The sequence below is a fragment of the Pseudobutyrivibrio sp. YE44 genome (assembly GCF_900104335.1).
In the GTDB taxonomy this organism is placed as follows: domain Bacteria; phylum Bacillota; class Clostridia; order Lachnospirales; family Lachnospiraceae; genus Pseudobutyrivibrio.
Genome location: NZ_FMXT01000001.1, coordinates 199456 through 217960 on the forward strand (window position 1 = coordinate 199456; position 18505 = coordinate 217960).

16 protein-coding genes and 1 tRNA gene are annotated in these 18505 nt (G+C 42.0%); 15 read left to right on the top strand and 2 right to left on the bottom strand.

What is annotated here, in order from left to right:
* The first annotated feature begins 2 nt into the window (after positions 1-2).
* The 13 genes from BLR54_RS00865 to BLR54_RS00920 all read left to right on the top strand — a co-directional run bounded on the left by BLR54_RS00865 (position 3) and on the right by BLR54_RS00920 (position 14917).
* Complete coding sequence (locus BLR54_RS00865) at positions 3-1115, top strand: DUF5692 family protein (protein WP_090416337.1); 1113 nt, start codon at positions 3-5, stop codon at positions 1113-1115.
* 181 nt (positions 1116-1296) lie between these two features.
* Entirely contained in the window at positions 1297-3048 is a 1752-nt protein-coding gene (locus BLR54_RS00870; protein ID WP_090416338.1) for an HD-GYP domain-containing protein, read from the top strand.
* A 4-nt stretch (positions 3049-3052) separates the two neighbouring features.
* Entirely contained in the window at positions 3053-3811 is a 759-nt protein-coding gene (locus BLR54_RS00875; protein ID WP_090416339.1) for an MBL fold metallo-hydrolase, read from the top strand.
* On the top strand, positions 3798-4634 hold the full coding sequence (locus BLR54_RS00880; protein ID WP_090416340.1) for a DNA-3-methyladenine glycosylase 2: 837 nt from the start codon (positions 3798-3800) through the stop codon (positions 4632-4634). Before BLR54_RS00875 ends, BLR54_RS00880 begins: the two co-directional genes overlap by 14 nt.
* A 17-nt stretch (positions 4635-4651) precedes the next feature.
* A complete protein-coding gene (locus BLR54_RS00885) occupies positions 4652-5587 on the top strand; it encodes a cobalamin biosynthesis protein CobD/CbiB (protein ID WP_090416341.1) in 936 nt (311 codons plus the stop codon).
* Between the two features lie 98 nt (positions 5588-5685).
* Positions 5686-5844, top strand: a complete 159-nt coding sequence (locus BLR54_RS14890; RefSeq protein ID WP_176761817.1) for a hypothetical protein — start codon at positions 5686-5688, stop codon at positions 5842-5844.
* Between the two features lie 18 nt (positions 5845-5862).
* Positions 5863-8517 carry an alanine--tRNA ligase gene (alaS, locus tag BLR54_RS00890; protein ID WP_090416342.1) on the top strand — a complete coding sequence of 885 codons (2655 nt, stop codon included), beginning with the start codon at positions 5863-5865 and terminating at the stop codon, positions 8515-8517.
* Between the two features lie 217 nt (positions 8518-8734).
* Complete coding sequence (gene rpsU / locus BLR54_RS00895; protein WP_015549455.1) at positions 8735-8908, top strand: 30S ribosomal protein S21; 174 nt, start codon at positions 8735-8737, stop codon at positions 8906-8908.
* A gap of 261 nt (positions 8909-9169) precedes the next feature.
* A complete protein-coding gene (locus BLR54_RS00900; RefSeq protein ID WP_090417255.1) occupies positions 9170-10759 on the top strand; it encodes a peptide chain release factor 3 in 1590 nt (529 codons plus the stop codon).
* Positions 10760-10935: 176 nt separating this feature from the next.
* The gene (recA, locus tag BLR54_RS00905) at positions 10936-11991 is read left to right on the top strand and encodes a recombinase RecA (RefSeq protein ID WP_090416343.1); all 1056 of its coding nucleotides are present in this window, start codon (positions 10936-10938) and stop codon (positions 11989-11991) included.
* Positions 11992-11993: 2 nt separating this feature from the next.
* The gene (locus BLR54_RS00910) at positions 11994-12587 is read left to right on the top strand and encodes a regulatory protein RecX (RefSeq protein WP_090416344.1); all 594 of its coding nucleotides are present in this window, start codon (positions 11994-11996) and stop codon (positions 12585-12587) included.
* Positions 12588-12777: 190 nt separating this feature from the next.
* Positions 12778-14325, top strand: a complete 1548-nt coding sequence (gene rny / locus BLR54_RS00915) for a ribonuclease Y (protein ID WP_242871175.1) — start codon at positions 12778-12780, stop codon at positions 14323-14325.
* A gap of 49 nt (positions 14326-14374) precedes the next feature.
* Positions 14375-14917: an NUDIX hydrolase gene (locus tag BLR54_RS00920; protein ID WP_090416345.1), complete on the top strand. Its 543-nt coding sequence runs from the start codon at positions 14375-14377 to the stop codon at positions 14915-14917.
* Positions 14918-14963: 46 nt separating this feature from the next.
* Here BLR54_RS00920 and BLR54_RS00925 read toward each other — a convergent pair whose 3' ends face one another.
* Together BLR54_RS00925 and BLR54_RS00930 are read right to left on the bottom strand one after the other, a co-directional pair.
* Entirely contained in the window at positions 14964-15995 is a 1032-nt protein-coding gene (locus BLR54_RS00925) for a 3-deoxy-7-phosphoheptulonate synthase (protein ID WP_090416346.1), read from the bottom strand.
* A gap of 91 nt (positions 15996-16086) precedes the next feature.
* Positions 16087-16941: a shikimate dehydrogenase gene (locus tag BLR54_RS00930; protein ID WP_090416347.1), complete on the bottom strand. Its 855-nt coding sequence runs from the start codon at positions 16939-16941 to the stop codon at positions 16087-16089.
* 142 nt (positions 16942-17083) lie between these two features.
* Between BLR54_RS00930 and BLR54_RS00935 the strand changes: the two genes are divergently transcribed.
* A tRNA-Arg gene (locus tag BLR54_RS00935) sits at positions 17084-17157 on the top strand.
* Between the two features lie 33 nt (positions 17158-17190).
* The gene (locus BLR54_RS00940; protein ID WP_090416348.1) at positions 17191-18480 is read left to right on the top strand and encodes an SH3 domain-containing protein; all 1290 of its coding nucleotides are present in this window, start codon (positions 17191-17193) and stop codon (positions 18478-18480) included.
* Positions 18481-18505 lie beyond the last annotated feature (25 nt).

The window sequence follows — 18505 nt, forward strand, 5'->3', positions numbered from 1 at the left end:
TTATGATTTTCCAAATTTCTAATCTTTGGCAGATTTTAGGCTGGTGCCTTGTATTTGCTGGATTAATTATCATGAATGAAATTGGTCGTCGTACAAAGACTGGCGGAATGATTATCTTCGTTATCATACCAGCTATTCTCACCGTATATTTCATTCTTGCTCATGTTGGAATGTTTGGCGGTGCTGACAACCCAACAGTGGCTTACATGGATGGATGGTTCCATTACTTCAAGCTTTATGCAGCTGATATCGGATGCGTAGGTTTCATGATGATCAAGTACAAGGAAGGACTTGGCAAGCAGAAATGGTTTGCTTGGTGGCCTTGGTTCATCGTATCAGCAAACATCCTTATCGCAGTTGTTTCTGATTTAGAGTCTGCAGTTGCAGCATACGGCATCACAGGCGACCTTACAGGTGCTTGGTGGGCATCAAACGAAGGTGTATTCATTTATGGTGGATGGTGGAACGTGGTTAATGCCATCGCTGGTGTTATCAACATCTTCTGTATGACAGGTTGTGTACATCTTTACACATCAAACGACAAGAACAAGTCAGATATGCTTTGGCCAGATATGACAGTTTGGTTCATTATCGCATATGACCTTTGGAACTTTGAGTATACATATCTTAACCTTCCAACACATACATGGTACTGTGGTTTTGCACTTCTTCTTGCTCCTACATTTGCTAACGCACTTTGGAACAAGGGTGCATGGATTCAGAACCGTGCAAACACACTTGCAATTTGGTGTATGTGGGCTCAGGTAGTGCCTCTTTTCCAGCTTAAGGGTAGATTCGCAGCTGTTCTTCCAACAGTTTACGGCGGCGCAACATCAGCTGGTATCACTACAATGGATCTTTACTCACAGGCTATTTCAATTTATCATGCTGGTCAGGGTAAGACAGCAGCAGCTAACGAGGCAATTGCAGCTATGGGTATCACAGCTGATCCTAGAATGCAGGGCTTTGTAGCTATGGTAGCACTTCTTTTCAACATCCTTTGCATCTCTGTTATTATTAAGAGAGCAATCAAGATGGGCAAGAGCCCATACTCTAACGAAGTATTCGTTGGAACAAAGGATTATGAGGAAGCACTTGCTCGTGCAGCTAAGTAATTGCATCCAATTTAATCATATTTTGGACAATTAAATTTAAGACAATGTTCACTATTTATAGGCTCAAACAGATTTTCTGTTTGGGCCTATTGTGTTATAATGTACTCTAGTAAGTTGCGTAAATAAATGGTTCAATAATTTTACGTTACAGTTTGGGGAGACTGTGGGTGGAGGTATTCACATGAACATAGTCCGAGGTTATGGAACAAGGTCAAAATCTAAAAAGATGCTGGTATTCTTTATCCTTATTTTTGTGGGTACCGGTATTAATTTTACTGGAGCGGACCTTGTAAACCAGCTTTCATTACCTTTATACCTTGACAGTATCGGAACCATTATTGCAGCTATGTTTGGCGGTTATGTGCCAGGTATTCTTGTTGGTTTGGTTAGTTCGTTTATTAACGGATTTCTTACAGATCCAAAAGCAACCTCCTACGGTATGCTCAATACCTTTATTGCCCTTTTTGCAACCTGGGCAAATGAGAGGGGCTGGTTCAAAAAAATCCCAACAATCCTCTTATCAATACCATGCCTTGCATTTATTGGTGGTACCATAGGTGCTTTGGTTACTATTGGTCTTTATGGTGTTGGCGGTGGAGAACAGACAAAAGAAATTGTTAAGTATCTCATTGCAGAACAACATTTCAATGAATTCTCTGCTCAAATTGTTGGTGATACTCTTGTGGATTTGGCGGATAAGGCCATATCTGTTGGAATTGCTGTTGGTGTTTATAATCTTGTTCCTCAAAGTGTGAGAGGCCAGTTTAGAATTCATGCCTGGAAGCAGGCACCTCTTACAAGGGATGCTGTTAAAACCTTGATAAACAACAAAACCAGGACACATTCACTTCGTGTGAAAATTATGGTTTTATTGGGCTTGGGCGCAGCTCTTGTTTCTATTGCATCCGTTGCCATTAGCTACTTGCTTTTCAAGGAATCTATAGTTGAGTTTGCTGTTTATTCTGGTGACTATATTTCCCAGGAAGAGATTGAGTTCAGGTCTTTGAATTACCTTTTGAACCAAGTTACTCTTTTTGTGGGTGTATTTGTTTTTATTGTTGCAGTAGTTTTGTATTTAGCTAGATATCACGTGATTCTTCCGCTGAACACAATGGCTTATGCTGCATCAAAATTTACAGAGCGCGATTTGCACTCTTTAGAGGAGATGGCAAATCTCTTTGGTCAGATTCAGATTGATACAGGTGATGAGACGGAGAATTTGTACAAAATCATCACAGAGATGACCCAGGAGAATTCCGAATTCCTAAACGCTATTCAAAAAAAGAACGCCACAATTTCTGACATGCAAAATGCACTGATTGTTGTGCTTGCAGATTTGGTAGAAAGTCGTGACAACAACACTGGCGACCATATTAAATCTACCGCAGAATATGTAGAGCTTATTATGGATGAAATGCTCAGTGAAGGTATTTACAAAGAGCAGATGACTCCAAAGTTTATTTCAGATGTTTATCAGTCTGCACCACTTCACGACATTGGTAAAATCAGTGTTAGTGATGTGATTCTTAATAAGCCAGGCAAACTTACCGATGAAGAGTTTGCAATTATGAAGGGTCACTCAGTGGCTGGTGCAGAAATCATTGATAGAGTTATTGATACACTTCCTGAATCTGAGGGAGGATACTTGTACGAGGCAAGAAATCTTGCTCTTTACCATCATGAAAAATGGAATGGCACTGGCTATCCATATGGCTTGAAGGGAGAGGCGATTCCTTTGTCAGCTAGAATAATGGCGGTGGCAGATGTGTTTGACGCCCTTGTATCCAGACGAAGCTACAAGGAGCCATTCACCTTTGAAAAGGCAATTAGCATAATCGAAGAGAGTGCTGGTTCCCACTTTGATCCATTGGTAGCAAAGGCTTTCCTTAATGCAAAAGATAGAATAAGATTTGTGGCAGAAGAAAAGGACTAGAATAATGCTTAAAGTTTATTACATAATGCACAGTTGTTTTTTAGTTGAAATGGAGGATAGATATCTCTTGTTTGACTACTTTGACAAAGAGGTAGTCAGAGATATGGTAGAGTTTAAGGGGTGTTTGCCTGAGCTTAATCCAGACAAATACCTATATGTATTTGCCAGCCATAGTCATAAGGACCACTGGTGGTTGGAAAATCTCAGATGGGCAGATAGCCGCGAAAATATTCACTACATCCTTTCCAAGGATATTAGGCTTGGTCGAAATTATCTCATTAGAAATGGTTTTGATCTTTCCATAAAAAACAAAATCACCTTTGTTGGAGCTATGAAGAAATACAAGGTGGATGACATGGTGATTGAGACCTTGCGTTCCACTGATGCAGGTGTTGCTTTTGTAATAAGTGTCAAGGATATAAATATTTATCACGCCGGAGATTTGAACTGGTGGAACGCTGAAGGCAGAGGTGAGCTGTATGGCGAGGTTTATGGTCGTGAATACAAGCGTGCCCTCAGACCTATTGCTAATCGCCATTTTGATTTAGGCTTTGTGGTGCTTGATTCAAGAATGGGTGAGGATGGATATTTCCTTGGAATGGAGCATTTTGTTAAAAATATAGAGTGCGACTATATTTTCCCTATGCATATGTGGGGAGATTACAAATGGATTGAACGCTTCAAGAATCGCCCAGGCATGGCCAACCTCAAAGAACGAATCGTAGACATAGACCGAGAAAATATAATATATGAAATTTACTAAAAAATTAACCCCTGAAGATTTTAATCCAGAAGTTATTATGAACTCCGGCCAAGTCTTTCGAATGAGAAAAGAGACTGCTGGTGCCCATGGCACCCCGGATACCTATAGTGCTTGCTCAGGTGACAACGACGTATATTTTTATCTTAATAAAGAAACAGATATGTGGGATTTTGTCTGTCAGGAAAACCAGTGGGATTTCTGGCAGAATTATTTTGATTTTTCCACAGATTACACATCCTTTAATGAAGCTATCAGAAATAGCAATGACAAATTCTTGAAGGATGCCCTGAAGGATTCCTTTGGAATGAGAATCCTTAGACAGGATTTGTGGGAGGTTTTCATTTCCTATGTTATCTCACAAAACAACAACATTCCAAAGATAAAGAAATCTATTCAGGTTTTAAGCGATAGATATTCCGATGGAATTCATTTTCCAAAGCCAGAGGTTTTGGCTTACATTCCAGAGGAAGAGCTTTCCCAGGGCACAGCCCTAGGATATCGAGCAGACTATATTATCGGAATTTCAAAGTCCGTTTGTAATGGCCAGTTAGATATTGAGTCTATAAGTAAGCAGGAGTATCAGCAGGCTTATGATAGCCTTATTAGCATAAAGGGCATTGGCCCAAAGGTGGCTAATTGCATTATGCTCTATGGCTTCCATTTTATGGAAAGCTATCCTATAGATACTTGGATGAAAAAGATTATTTCTGAGGACTACAAGGATTACAACAAGGAAGCGTATCTTGAATATATCAATGAAACATACAGCGGTTTTCAGGGATATGTTCAGCAGCTTCAGTTCTATCACAAAAGAAAGAAATAAGAATTTGGGGATGAATAATGTTTAAGTATCATGTTTTTGCTCTATTATTGGGTACAATTTTAGAGTTCTTCTTTGGACGGATTTACAGTATCTGGAATCCTATGGAGACAATTGACCGGTTTGTAAAATATTTAGACAGGGCTTTACTGGGAGATGAGATTATCTTAGTGGAGCCGGAAAAGCAAAAAAGCCTTGGCTGGTGGCTTATAGCCCTTGTGGTTATACCGGTATTCTTGGGAATTTTGTTTTTTACCCTGCTTTGCTATGAAATTGCCCCTTGGCTGGGTGTGATTTTCGAGGCAGTTGCTTCATATTTCTGTCTTGATTATCGCCGCCTTTATTATGGAGGCATAGAAACTATGGAAGATTTCTATAGCGACGGCATATCTTCCATGAAGCATTCAGCAGGAATCCTTATGGGACAGGAGGATACATCTTCATCTGAAGAGGAACTTACAGGGGATGTTATTCGATACATAGCAAACGAGGCTTCCGATAGCGTGATGTCTCCTATATTTGTGATGTTTCTCTTTGGCCCTGTTGGCGGTTTCCTTTACAAGACTTTAGATATAATCGAAGGTAGGATTGGAAACTATAAGTGCGGCAACTGGCAAAAGGAGTATCAGCGATATCGATACTTTGGTGAGCCAATAGTTGCGATAAATAAGGTGGTAGATTGGCTTCCATCTCGTTTTAGTGGGGCACTGACTGTGTTTGCTGCCAAGTATACCTTCGGTGATTTCAATGGAAAGAATGCCAGATACATCCATCTGAGAGATAGATACAAGGCGGTTTCGGCTTTTGCCGGAGCTTTGGAAATTGGATTTAAGGGCCTGATTGGAGAGGCTGACAAGCAGCCAGAACCAAAGGATATTAGAAGGGCTGTAACGTTACTTAGAAACTGTTTTATGCTTAATCAATTTATTTTAGTGTTTTTATTGTTATTTTTCTGAAATACTGGTGGAATTTGAAAATACTTTGATTTATAATTTGATTAAGTATGTAATAAAGGTTTAATCTGTAAAAATATTGTAATTTAGGAGGAATTGCCATGTCTGCATTTTTATCTACTTTTGCAAGTTATCTGATTAAAATGATCATACTTGTTGCTTTAGGAATTTGTGGAGGCTTCATTGGAATTAAGCTTCGCAAGTCCAGCGATAGGAAGAAGGGTATCGATCCATTGGCTGATACTTCTTCAAATGAATAATATTTGGAGGACTTTGTTTTGAATAACGGTGTTAATGATTTACGACGCGCCTACTTGGAGTTCTTTGAGAGCAAAGATCATCTTTGCCTCAATAGCTTTTCTCTTGTACCACAGAATGACAACTCATTGTTGCTCATCAACGCTGGTATGGCACCACTTAAGCCATACTTCACAGGTCAGGAGATTCCACCAAGAAAGCGCGTTACTACATGTCAAAAATGTGTTAGAACAGGCGATATCGATAATGTAGGAAAGACAGCTCGTCACCTTACATTCTTCGAGATGCTTGGTAACTTCTCATTCGGAGACTATTTCAAGCACGAGGCTATTGCTTGGTCTTGGGAATTTTTAACAGAGGTTCTTAAGCTTGATCCAAATCGTCTCTATCCATCAATCTACGGTGAGGATGAGGAAGCTTTTGAAATCTGGACAAAGGAAGTTGGTGTTGCTCCGGAGCGCATTACACGTTTCTATCGCGATCCTGAAACAGGCGAGTGTGACAACTTCTGGGAGCACGGCGCTGGTCCTTGTGGTCCTTGCTCAGAGATTTACTACGACCGTGGTGAGAAATATGGTTGTGGCTCTCCAGATTGTAAGGTAGGTTGCGAGTGCGACCGCTTTATGGAGGTTTGGAACAACGTATTTACTCAGTTCAATGGCGATGGCCATGGCGGTTATGAAGAGCTTTCTCAGAAGAATATCGATACAGGTATGGGTCTTGAGCGTCTTGCTGTTGTTATGCAGGATGTAGATTCAGTATTCGACATCGACACAATGAAAGCTATTCGTGACAAGATTTGCGAGATGTCAGGCAAGCAGTATCAGGTGGATGCTCTTGATGATGTTTCAATCCGTCTTATCACTGACCATATTCGTTCATCTACATTCCTTATTTCTGATGGTGTTACACCTTCAAACGAGGGACGTGGATATGTTCTTCGTCGTTTGATTCGTCGTGCTGCAAAGCATGGTCGTGCACTTGGTATCAAGGGTACCTTTATGGCTAAGCTTTCAGAGACAGTTATTAACGAATGTAAGGACGGCTACCCAGAGCTTTGGGAGAAGAGAGAATTCATCTTCAAGACTCTCACAGCTGAGGAAGAGCAGTTCAACAAGACTATCGACAAGGGTCTTGAAATCCTTGCAGGTATGGAAGAGAAGCTTGTTGCTTCAGGCTCAAAGGAGCTTTCAGGCGAGGATACCTTCAAGCTTTACGATACTTACGGATTCCCTGTAGATCTTACAGCAGAAATCCTTGAGGAAAAGGGCTTTGGCTATGATGCTAAGGGCTTTGAGGCTTGCATGGAAGAGCAGAGACAGAAGGCTCGTGCTGCTCGTAAAGAGACAAACTACATGGGTGCTGATGCATCTGTTTACGATGATATTGATCTTTCTGTTACATCTGAGTTCGTTGGCTATGACAAGACTACATCAGAGTCTACAGTTACAGTCCTCACTACAGAAACAGAGATCGTTGATACTCTTGCAGAGGGCATGATTGGTACAATCATTGTTCCACAGACTCCATTCTACGCTACAATGGGTGGTCAGATTGGCGATACAGGTATCATCTCTACACCAAACGGTCAGTTCACAGTTAAAGACACAATCAAGCTTAAGGGCGGAAAGATTGGTCACGTTGGTGAAATGACTACAGGTATGATTAAGACAGGAGAGAAGGTTACTCTTACTGTTGATGCTGAGCGTAGAGCTCGTATTTGCAAGAATCACTCAGCTACTCACCTTATGCAGAAGGCACTTCGTGAGGTACTTGGTACACACGTAGAGCAGAAGGGTTCATATCAGGATGCTGACAGAACTCGTTTCGATTTCTCTCACTTCGAAGCTATGACTTCAGAGGAAATTGCAAAGGTTGAAAAGCTTGTTAATGACAAAATCGCTGAAGGCCTTGCTGTTGAGACAGCTATCATGTCAATCGACGAGGCAAAGAAGAGTGGCGCTATGGCTCTATTCGGTGAGAAGTACGGCGATACAGTTCGTGTTGTAAAGATGGGTGATTTCTCTGTTGAGCTTTGTGGTGGTACACACGTAGCAAACACATCAGAGATTTCAGCATTCAAGATTCTTTCAGAGTCTGGTGTTGCTGCTGGTACACGTCGTATCGAGGCAATCACAGGCTCAGCTGTTTTCGAATACTATGCTGACCTTGAGGCTAAGCTTAACGCTGCAGCTGCAGCTCTTAAGTGTAAGCCAGCTGAGGTTGAGGAAAAGATTGCTCACCTTCAGAAGCAGCTTAAGGAGACAAACTCAGAGCTTGAGTCTATGAAGGCTAAGGTTGCACAGGCTGCTGTAGGTGATGTTATGGATTCTGTTGTTGAGGTTAAGGGAGTTAAGCTTCTTGCTACATCTGTTTCAGGTGTAGATATGAACGGACTTCGTGATCTTGGCGACGACCTTAAGACAAAGCTTGGCGAGGGCGTTGTTGTTCTTGCATCAGACTGCGACGGCAAGGTAAACCTTGTGGTTATGGCTACAGATGCAGCTCAGGCAGCTGGCGCACACGCTGGAAACCTTATCAAGTCTATCGCACCAAAGGTAGGCGGTGGCGGCGGCGGTCGTCCAAACATGGCACAGGCCGGCGGCAAGAACCCAGCAGGCATCGCCGATGCGTTAACAGAAGCAAAATCAGTACTTGAGGGTATGTTGAACTAAGATATTGCAAAATACTAAGCAAGTAGGTGTCAAGCTCTTGTGTTACTCAAGCGAAGCTTTCTATAGCTGAGCGGAGTAATATCAGGCTTGATACCGTAACTTGCGTAGTTTATAGAAAAATTGGGTTGACAAAACTTGATTTTGTGTTAAAATGCTTGTTAGTGCTTTTAGATTAATGAGTACAAGTCCCCAAATGGAGGGAGGTTAGGATTAGACTATGTCATATGTTACAGTTAAAGAAAACGAGTCATTAGACAGCGCTCTTCGTAGATTTAAGAGAAACTGTGCTAAGGCTGGCATCCAGCAGGAGATTCGTAAGCGTGAGCACTATGAGAAGCCTTCAGTAAAGCGTAAGAAGAAGTCTGAGGCTGCTAGAAAGCGTAAATACTAATTTGCGTTTAACGTTTAGAAATTATGGCCTGTACCACAGTTGTGGTACGGGCTCATTTTCTGTTTGCGTAAATTTTTTATGCAACTATATATAAGGTAAATTTTTATAAAGCGGACACATAGTCTTGGCAAGCGCGAGCAGGAAGGCTCCATGCCGAGCATGGGAAGGACCTACACCGGCGGGAGGGTGCCCATGCGAAGGTATGGAAGATGGCCTGCGGGAGCATGATTATTTGTGGAGTCCGCAAGTATGGAGGTTCAGATGGCTTATACAGTTGAACAAGAAATTAAAAGACGTCGTACGTTTGCAATTATTTCCCATCCTGATGCTGGTAAGACAACTCTTACAGAGAAGTTCCTTCTTTATGGAGGTCAGATCAATTTGGCAGGTTCCGTAAAGGGAAAGGCTACAGCCAGACATGCAGTTTCTGACTGGATGGAAATTGAGAAGGAGAGAGGTATTTCTGTTACTTCTTCAGTTCTTCAGTTCGAGTATGATGGCTATTGCATCAATATCCTTGATACACCTGGTCACCAGGATTTCTCGGAGGATACATACCGTACACTTATGGCTGCAGATTCGGCCGTAATGGTTATCGATGCTTCAAAGGGTGTTGAGGCCCAGACACGTAAGCTTTTCAAGGTCTGCGTCATGAGACATATCCCTATCTTTACATTCATCAACAAGATGGATAGAGATGCAAACGACACCTTCGAGCTTTTAGATGATATTGAAAACGAGCTTGGAATCGCCACTGTTCCTGTAAATTGGCCTATCGGTTCAGGTAAGGAATTCAAGGGTGTTTACGATAGAAATGAGCGTACAGTCCGCATGTTCTCTGATACTCAGAAGGGTACAAAGCAGGGTGAGGAGCGTATCCTTTCAATTGACGACCCAGCTTTAAAGGAAGAAATCGGCGAGGATAAGTACGAGCAGCTTATGGAAGAGCTTGAGCTTTTAGATGGTGCTGGTGCTGAGTTTAATCAGGAGCAGGTTACAGCCGGTGAGCTTTCACCTGTATTCTTTGGTTCAGCCCTTACAAACTTTGGTGTTGAGACTTTCCTTGAGCATTTCCTTAAGATGACATACAGCCCACTCCCACGTAAGAGTGATGCTGGTGAAATCAGCCCATTTTCAGAGGATTTCTCGGCCTTTGTATTCAAGATTCAGGCAAACATGAACAAGGCTCATAGAGACCGTGTTGCCTTCCTTAGAATCTGTTCTGGTACTTTTGATGCCAGCAAGGATTATCTTCACGTTCAGGGAGGTCGTAAGGCAAAGCTTTCTGCACCACAGCAGATGATGGCAGATGAGCGTAAAATCGTAGATAAGGCTTATGCTGGCGATATTATTGGTGTGTTCGATCCAGGTCTTTACAGCATTGGAGACACCTTTACATCAGCTAAGAAGCCATTTAAGTTCGAAGGAATCCCAACCTTCGCACCTGAGCATTTTGCCCGTGTTCGTCAGATTGATACCATGAAGCGTAAGCAGTTTATGAAGGGTATCACTCAGATTGCACAGGAAGGTGCTATCCAGATCTTCCAGGAGTTCAACACTGGTATGGAAGAGATTATCGTAGGTGTAGTTGGTGTTCTTCAGTTCGACGTTTTGAAATACAGACTTAACAACGAATACAACGTAGAAATTGGTCTTGAGAATCTTCCATACGAACATATCAGATGGATTGAAGGAGATTACGATATCAACAAAATCTCTGGTACTTCTGACATGAAGAAGATTAAAGACCTTAAGGATAGACCACTTCTTCTGTTTGTAAACTCATGGTCAGTTGGCATGGTTCAGGACAGAAATGAAGGATTGGTGCTTTCTGAATTCGGAACAAATTAGTTCTTGACTAATCAAATTTTAGATTGTATATTATTGGGCAGTGGCAGTCGCCACTGTCTTTTTTGTTTTTTTAGTTTCTTATTTTTTTATCCCATTTTGTTGTTGACAATTGGTATTGGTTTCACTATTATTATATTTAGAAAGCGAACAGTTGTTCCGAACGGAGGTTTTATAATATGGCAAATGAAGATAAGTTAAGAGCGTTAGATGCTGCGATTTCGCAGATTGAAAAGCAATATGGTAAGGGTTCAGTTATGAAGCTGGGCGAGGGTGCGAACATTCAGGTTGAGACAGTTCCTACAGGTTCTATCAGTCTTGATATTGCCCTTGGTCAGGGTGGTTTCCCTAAGGGGCGTATCATCGAGATTTATGGTCCAGAATCATCTGGTAAGACAACACTTGCCCTTCACGCAGTTGCAGAGGTTCAGAAGGCAGGCGGTATCGCAGGTTTCATCGATGCTGAGCACGCACTTGATCCTAAATATGCTAAGGCAATCGGTGTTAATATCGACGATTTATACATTTCTCAGCCAGACAATGGTGAGCAGGCTCTCGAAATCACAGAGACAATGATTCGTTCAGGTGCTATGGACATCATCGTAGTGGATTCAGTTGCAGCTCTTGTTCCAAAGGCAGAAATCGATGGAGATATGGGTGATAGCCACGTTGGTCTTCACGCACGTCTTATGTCACAGGCTATGAGAAAGCTCACTAGCATCGTTGCTAAGACAAACTGTGTTGTTATCTTTATCAACCAGCTTCGTGAGAAGGTTGGCGTTATGTTTGGAAATCCAGAGACAACCACTGGTGGTCGTGCTCTTAAGTTCTACGCTTCAGTACGTATCGATGTTCGTCGTATCGAGGCTCTCAAACAAAACGGAGAGGTTATTGGTAACAGAACACGTGCCAAAATCGTTAAGAATAAGGTAGCACCTCCATTTAGAGAGGCAGAGTTTGATATCATGTTTGGTGAGGGAATCTCTCGCGAGGGTGATATTCTCGATGTTGCTACAAATCTTGATATTGTACAGAAGTCTGGCGCTTGGTATGCATACCTTGGCGAAAAGATTGGTCAGGGTCGTGAAAATGCTAAGACATACCTTAAGCAGAATCCAGAGGTTTGCGAGGAAATCGCAGAAGCTATTCGTGAGCACTATGCTGAGTCAGACGAAAGCGAAGTTGGCTTAGTTGGTGGTGAAAAGGAAGATATCCCAACAGAGGTTATTGAATAATTATGGAAATTACATCTCTTGTTAAATTATCCAAGGGAAGAGCAAAAATCTGTCTCGACAACGGGGCAGATTTTGTTCTATATAAAAAGGAATACGAAAGCTATGGCATAGAAGAGGGTGCGCAGCTTTCCGAGGCCCAGTATCAGGAAATCTGTACAGAAATATTGATTCCACGCTGCAAAAAGCGTGCACTTCATCTTCTTGAAAAGCAAGACCGCTCTGAGAAAAATCTTAGAGATAAGCTTAGAGAGGGAGGCTATAGCTCAGAAATCATCGATATTGCCATCGACTACATTAATGACTATGGTTATCTTGATGATGCCAGAATGGCGGCCAGTCATGTTCGTTTTTACCAAGATTCCCGCAGTCGTATGCGCCTAAAGCAAGACTTAATGGGAAAGGGTATTTCTGCTGATGTCATCGAGCGTGTTTTGGAAGAAGAATATACAGCTGACGAGGGAGCTCTCATTGAAAAGCTCCTTGATAAAAAGGGATATGACAAGGAAACTGCCACCTACGAAGACAGGGCTAAGATGTATCGCTTTTTGGCAGGCAGAGGCTTTAGTTCTGACTCAATTGGTCGTGCTTTGGGGTAATACTAAATGCCGTAAAATCAAGGTTTAAAAGCACATTATATTGTTGTCTAAGAATCTATATATAGTAGAGATTATCTTGACAGACGCCGTGTATAAAGTTAAACTAAATGTGTTGATATGTATAAATGAGAGCATTTTAAACGGCTTTTATTTTATATTCAATTTAGAAATTTAATAAGGAGGTGCTCCTGTGGGCGTAACGATTATTAGTTGTCTTATCGTTGCCGTTATCGCAGTTGTTGTTACTCTTGCCATCTCCAATAATTATCACAAGAATCAGGCCAAGAAAAAGGTTGGTTCTGCTGAGGAAAAGGCACGTGAGATTATTGATGAGGCTGTAAAGAGTGCGGAGGCCAAGAAGAGAGAAGCTATGCTTGAGGCAAAGGAAGATGCCATGAAGCAGAAGAATGATCTCGACAAGGAAATCCGTGAGCGCCGAGCAGAGATTCAGCGCAGCGAGCATAGAATTTCTCAGAAGGAAGATAACCTTGAGAAAAAGCTTGAAGCTGCAGAGAAGAGAGAAGCTGAATTTGCTCGTCAGGAACAGCAGCTTAATAAGCAGCGAGAAGAGGTTGCAAAGCTTAATCAGCAGCGTGTACAGGAACTAGAGAGAATCTCAGGACTTACCTCCGAACAAGCAAAAGAACAACTTTTAAAATCTGTAGAAGAAGACGTCAAATTAGACGCAGCAAAACTAATTAAGGAAAGCCTTACACAGGCTAAGGATGAGGCTGATAAAAAGGCCCGTGATATTGTTGTTAGCGCAATTCAGAAGTGCTCAGCAGATCACGTTGCAGAGACAACAATCTCTGTAGTCCAGCTTCCAAACGATGAAATGAAGGGACGTATCATTGGTCGTGAGGGTAGAAATATCCGTACACTTGAGACAATGACTGGCGTTGAGCTTATTATCGATGATACTCCAGAAGCAGTTATCTTATCTGCCTTCGATCCAGTGAGACGTGAGATTGCACGTATCGCACTTGAGAAGCTCATTGTTGATGGACGTATTCATCCAGCTAGAATTGAAGAGACAGTTGAAAAAGCTAAGAAGGAAGTTGAACAGCAGATTCGTGAAGAAGGCGATGCAGCCGCTCTCGAGGTTGGTGTTCAGGGTATCCACCCAGAGCTTCTTAGATTACTTGGAAAGATGAAATTCAGAACTAGCTACGGTCAGAATGTTCTTAAGCATTCTATCGAGGTTGCTCAGTTATCAGGGCTCCTTGCTGCAGAGCTTGGTCTTGATGTTAGAGTAGCTAAGCGTGCTGGTTTACTCCATGATATTGGAAAGGCAGTAGATAGAGAGCAAGAGGGTACACACGTACAGCTCGGTGCAGATCTTTGTCGCAAGTACAAAGAGTCTCAGACAGTTGTTAATGCTGTTGAGGCACATCATGGCGATGTAGAGCCAGAAACACTCATAGCTTGTATTGTTCAGGCAGCTGATACAATCAGTGCAGCAAGACCTGGTGCAAGACGTGAGGCTATGGAGACTTACACAAACAGATTAAAAGAATTAGAAGAAATTTCAAACAGTTTTAAGGGTGTAGAAAAATCTTTTGCTATTCAAGCAGGTAGAGAGATTCGAATCATGGTGGTTCCTGAACAGGTTACAGATGCCGATATGGTCATCATGGCTAGGGATATTTCAAAGCAGATTGAGAATCAGCTTGAGTATCCAGGACAGATTAAGGTAAATGTGATTCGTGAGTCACGAGTTACTGACTATGCTAAGTAATTTAATGGCGGCTGGTTATTCCAGCCGCTTTTTGTTGTAGGAGAATAATATGAACGAAATAAAAAGAATAGAGCGTAAGCTTGTCCATAAAGGTTCTATCTTGGACATGTATGAAGACACCATGCTTTTGCCTAACGGCAAAACAGAAAAGTGGGATTTTATCAGCCACAGAATGGGAGCGGCATGCGTTCTTGCTGTAAAGCCAGATGGTAAAATCCTTATGGTTAGACAGTATCGTAATGCCTTAGAGCGTGAGACTTTAGAGGTGCCTGCAGGAAAGCGAGATTCCTTAAATGAGGATACCAGCATCTGCGCTGCAAGAGAGCTTGAAGAAGAGACAGGATATCGTGCAGGAAAATTAGAAAAGCTACTGTCTTTGAAATCAACAGTAGCTTTCTGTGATGAGTTGATAGATGTATATCTTGCCACCGACTTAGAAAAAATTGGTGAGCAGAAGCTGGATGAATCCGAAGATATCAAAATCGAGTCTTGGGACTTAAAAGAACTTATGGATATGTGTTATGCTGGGAAGCTCCAAGATGCCAAAACAGTAGCAGCAATTATGGCTTACGCTGCCGCAAAGCATTCTTAGCTTTGCGGAGATATCTGAGGCTTGTAGGTGTAACTAGGGGCTTATATTAATTTCTCTCAGCGATTGTGTATAGTAGATGGCGTGTATCTTCCCATCCTAGGCATGCATCTGTGATTGACTGTCCGTAGGTTTGGTGGTCGGAGATTGGCTGGCAACCTTCCACAAGGTAGCTTTCAATCATGACACCTTTCACTAGCTTTTTAATATCATCTGAGTGTTTGCGGTTGTGCATCACTTCTTTGACGATTCTGATTTGTTCCTTAAATTGCTTGTTTGAGTTTGAGTGGTTTGCATCGATGATACAAGCAGGATTTACAAGGTCCATTTCCTCGTACATATTGTGAAGACGGATAAGATCTTCATAGTGGTAATTCTGTGTGCTGTTGCCATGCTTTGATACAGCGCCTCTAAGGATGGTGTGAGCAAGAGGATTTCCACTAGTCTTTACCTCGTAACCTGAGAAGGTGAAGTGGTGTGGATGCTGTGCTGCGTAAACGGAATTAAGCATAACTGAAAAATCACCTGAGGTTGGGTTCTTCATTCCTGATGCAACATCAAAGCCTGAAACTGTGAGACGATGATGCTGATCTTCTACAGAGCGGGCACCGATTGCTACATAAGAAAGAAGGTCGTCAACGTAGCCCCAGTTTTCAGGGTAGAGCATTTCGTCTGCGGCAGTAAGCTCTGATTCTTCCATGGCACGGATGTGCATCTTTCTCATGGCAATGAGACCAGCCAACATATCAGGAGCTTCATTTGGATCTGGCTGTGAAGCGATTCCCTTGTAGCCGCTGCCGGTGGTACGTGGCTTGTTGGTGTAGATACGAGGAACCACCAAAACCTTGTCCTTTATGTCATCTGCAACTCGAGAAAGCTTGTTGATGTATTCGCAAACTGCATCCTCGTTGTCAGCAGAGCAAGGTCCGATGATACATAAGAAGCGGTCATCCTTGCCAGTGATGATATCGGCAACTTCTTGGTCACGCTTCTTCTTTAATTCCTGGACTTTCTCAGGAACTGGAAGCATTTCTTTAATTTCTTCAGGTGTTGGCATTTTCTTTAAGTAAGTGAAGCTCATTTTAATTCCTCGTTTCTATTTTGTATTTATTATTTTTGACATGGATTATCTTGCTACAAAAATTGTTGGAAGAGAATACCATGACAAATTGTTAACTAAAGTATTTTTCTTTAACTATATCAACCGGCATATCCTGACCAGTCCAAAGCTTGAAGGCAGCAGCGCCCTGATAGAGAAGCATAAACTTTCCATTCATAGTCTTGCAGCCCTTTGAGGCAGCGTCCTTAAGAAGACGAGTCTGTTCAGGATGATAAATGGTGTCGCAAACAGTAAGAGAAGGATGCAAAAAATCCTTTGGGATGAGAGAAGTGTCGTCATCGCCCATACCTACATTTGTGCCATTAATAAGAATGTCACTTTCCTGAAGGCTGAACTCCAAGATGTCGTTGTCAGCCATGTCATAGACGAAGCAGTCACATTCAGTGGCTTTGGAAATTCTGTCTGCAAAATCAACGGTCTTTTCAAAGGTAGCATTCTTTCTTTTAAAGATATTGATTTTTGAAACGCCATCCTTGGCAGCCTGGGTAACAATAGAAGTGGCAACGCCGCCTGCCCCAAGAACTGTCATAGTGGTTCCTTTATAGGAGATTCCACATTCTTCCATAGATTTTAAAAATCCATAGCCGTCAGTGGTGTAACCCTTTAGCTTGCCATCCTCATTTACTACCGTATTTACGGAGTGAGCCAGTGAGGCAACGCTGTCGATTTCATCCAACAAAGGGATGATGGCGGTTTTGAAAGGCATGGTGAGATTGAAGCCAACGCAACCCATGGCCTTAAGTCCATCAACTGCAGCTTTAAAATTGTTTTCTTCAATATTGAATGCCATGTAAGAACAATCAAGATTAAGCTCATCGAAGCTTAAGTTGTGCATGGCAGGTGAAATGCTGTGGGAAACAGGATTGCCCAGCAGACACATAAGTTTTGTAGAACCAATAGGATTCATAAAAATTACGACCTCCCTTAATGATTTACTATAGTTTAGTGTATTATGACACTTTAATCAACTAAAGTTTCTTCAAATCCTTTATTTTTAAATATTTGATGTGAATACTAACTTGTGTTAAAATAAATCGGCAGGCATTTTAGTAGGCGTAGCGTAGCTGGATAACGCATCGGACTCCGACTCCGAAGATCGCCGGTTCGAATCCGGCCGTCTACAGCACATAGCCTACTTAACTAACTGGAGGGGCACATGGATTTTCAAAAGCTTATAGAAAAAATTAAGGAAGTCGCAGGTATCTGCGGAGATTTCGTTTTTAAAAATAAAAGGTACTTTTTGGCAGGTCTGGTTTTTGTATGTATGAACTTGGTTCTGTTCCTTGGAACTAAAGACAGCGGTACATCTACAAAGTCCACCACAGGTGTTTATAAGGATTTCAAAGAAAACAAAAACGCCGAACTTACAAAGCTTATTACAGACTACTACAAGGCATACGCCGATGGCGATACAGATGCTATTCAAAAGCTGGCTGATCCTGTTTGTGATCAGGAGATTAGCTACATTCAGTTTTACAGCGCTTATATCGATAGCTTCAGCGACATCGTGGTTTACACAAAGGAAGGTCTTGAGAAAAACTCATACCTTGCATCAGTTAAGGTAAATCTTAAATACAAGGATGTTGATTCAGCTGCACCTGGTCTTGATTTCTTCTACATCGAGACAACAAAGGATGGAAAGCTTCAGATTAACAACATCTACGGTTCTTTCAACCAGAACAACAACGTTTACGAGATGGACACCGAGATTTCAGATTTGATTTCAGTTTATATTCGTCAGCAGGATCTTCTTGATAAGGAAGCAGAGGTTACTGAGGAATACAACGCAGCAATCGAAAAGGATTCAGCTCTTAAGACATTAATGGAAGAAACACTTCCAGCTGCTATTGTTCAGTGGAATGCTGATTACAACGCTCAGCTTGTTGCAAAGCAAGAGGAGGAGGCTAAGGCCGCTGAAGAAGCAGCGAAGGCAGAGGAAGAGGCTAAGGCAAAGGAAGAAGAGGAAGCAAAGGCAGCTGCTGAGGCAGAGGAAAAGGCTAACTCTTACGAAGGAAAGGTTAACTCTAGAGCCAACGTTCGTGAGCAGGCTGACAAAGACAGCAACAAACTTGGTTCTCTTGATAAAGGCAAGAAGATCACCATCTATGGTGAGGAGGGTGACTTCTACAAGTTTGATTACGACGGCACAACAGCTTACATCACAAAGGATGCTGTAACAGTCAGCACAGGTGATGCTGATGATACAGAGCAGCAGGCAGAGGAAGAGAATACAGAGAATAAGACAGCAGGTTCTTTCGAAAAGGGAACAAAGATTACCATCAAGAAGACCACAAATATCCGTTCAAAGATGGATACTTCATCTTCAAAGGTAGCAGTTGCATACTCCGGAGATACAGTTGAAGTTATTATGAGCTACGCTGAAGGATGGACAAAGGTTAAGTTTAAGTCGAAAGAAGGATACATCCGTACAGATCTTCTTCAATAAACTTAGAATATGAGATTTAGTGGAG

Excerpts from the sequence above, each read along its gene's own strand:
- BLR54_RS00865 (WP_090416337.1), top strand. The coding sequence starts at position 3 with ATGATTTTCCAAATTTCTAATCTTTGGCAGATTTTAGGCTGGTGCCTT.
- BLR54_RS00870 (WP_090416338.1), top strand. The coding sequence starts at position 1,297 with ATGAACATAGTCCGAGGTTATGGAACAAGGTCAAAATCTAAAAAGATG.
- BLR54_RS00875 (WP_090416339.1), top strand. The coding sequence starts at position 3,053 with ATGCTTAAAGTTTATTACATAATGCACAGTTGTTTTTTAGTTGAAATG.
- BLR54_RS00880 (WP_090416340.1), top strand. The coding sequence starts at position 3,798 with ATGAAATTTACTAAAAAATTAACCCCTGAAGATTTTAATCCAGAAGTT.
- BLR54_RS00885 (WP_090416341.1), top strand. The coding sequence starts at position 4,652 with ATGTTTAAGTATCATGTTTTTGCTCTATTATTGGGTACAATTTTAGAG.
- BLR54_RS14890 (WP_176761817.1), top strand. The coding sequence starts at position 5,686 with ATGTCTGCATTTTTATCTACTTTTGCAAGTTATCTGATTAAAATGATC.
- rpsU (WP_015549455.1), top strand. The coding sequence starts at position 8,735 with ATGTCATATGTTACAGTTAAAGAAAACGAGTCATTAGACAGCGCTCTT.
- BLR54_RS00900 (WP_090417255.1), top strand. The coding sequence starts at position 9,170 with ATGGCTTATACAGTTGAACAAGAAATTAAAAGACGTCGTACGTTTGCA.
- recA (WP_090416343.1), top strand. The coding sequence starts at position 10,936 with ATGGCAAATGAAGATAAGTTAAGAGCGTTAGATGCTGCGATTTCGCAG.
- BLR54_RS00910 (WP_090416344.1), top strand. The coding sequence starts at position 11,994 with ATGGAAATTACATCTCTTGTTAAATTATCCAAGGGAAGAGCAAAAATC.
- BLR54_RS00920 (WP_090416345.1), top strand. The coding sequence starts at position 14,375 with ATGAACGAAATAAAAAGAATAGAGCGTAAGCTTGTCCATAAAGGTTCT.
- BLR54_RS00925 (WP_090416346.1), bottom strand. The coding sequence starts at position 15,995 with ATGAGCTTCACTTACTTAAAGAAAATGCCAACACCTGAAGAAATTAAA.
- BLR54_RS00930 (WP_090416347.1), bottom strand. The coding sequence starts at position 16,941 with ATGAATCCTATTGGTTCTACAAAACTTATGTGTCTGCTGGGCAATCCT.
- BLR54_RS00940 (WP_090416348.1), top strand. The coding sequence starts at position 17,191 with ATGGATTTTCAAAAGCTTATAGAAAAAATTAAGGAAGTCGCAGGTATC.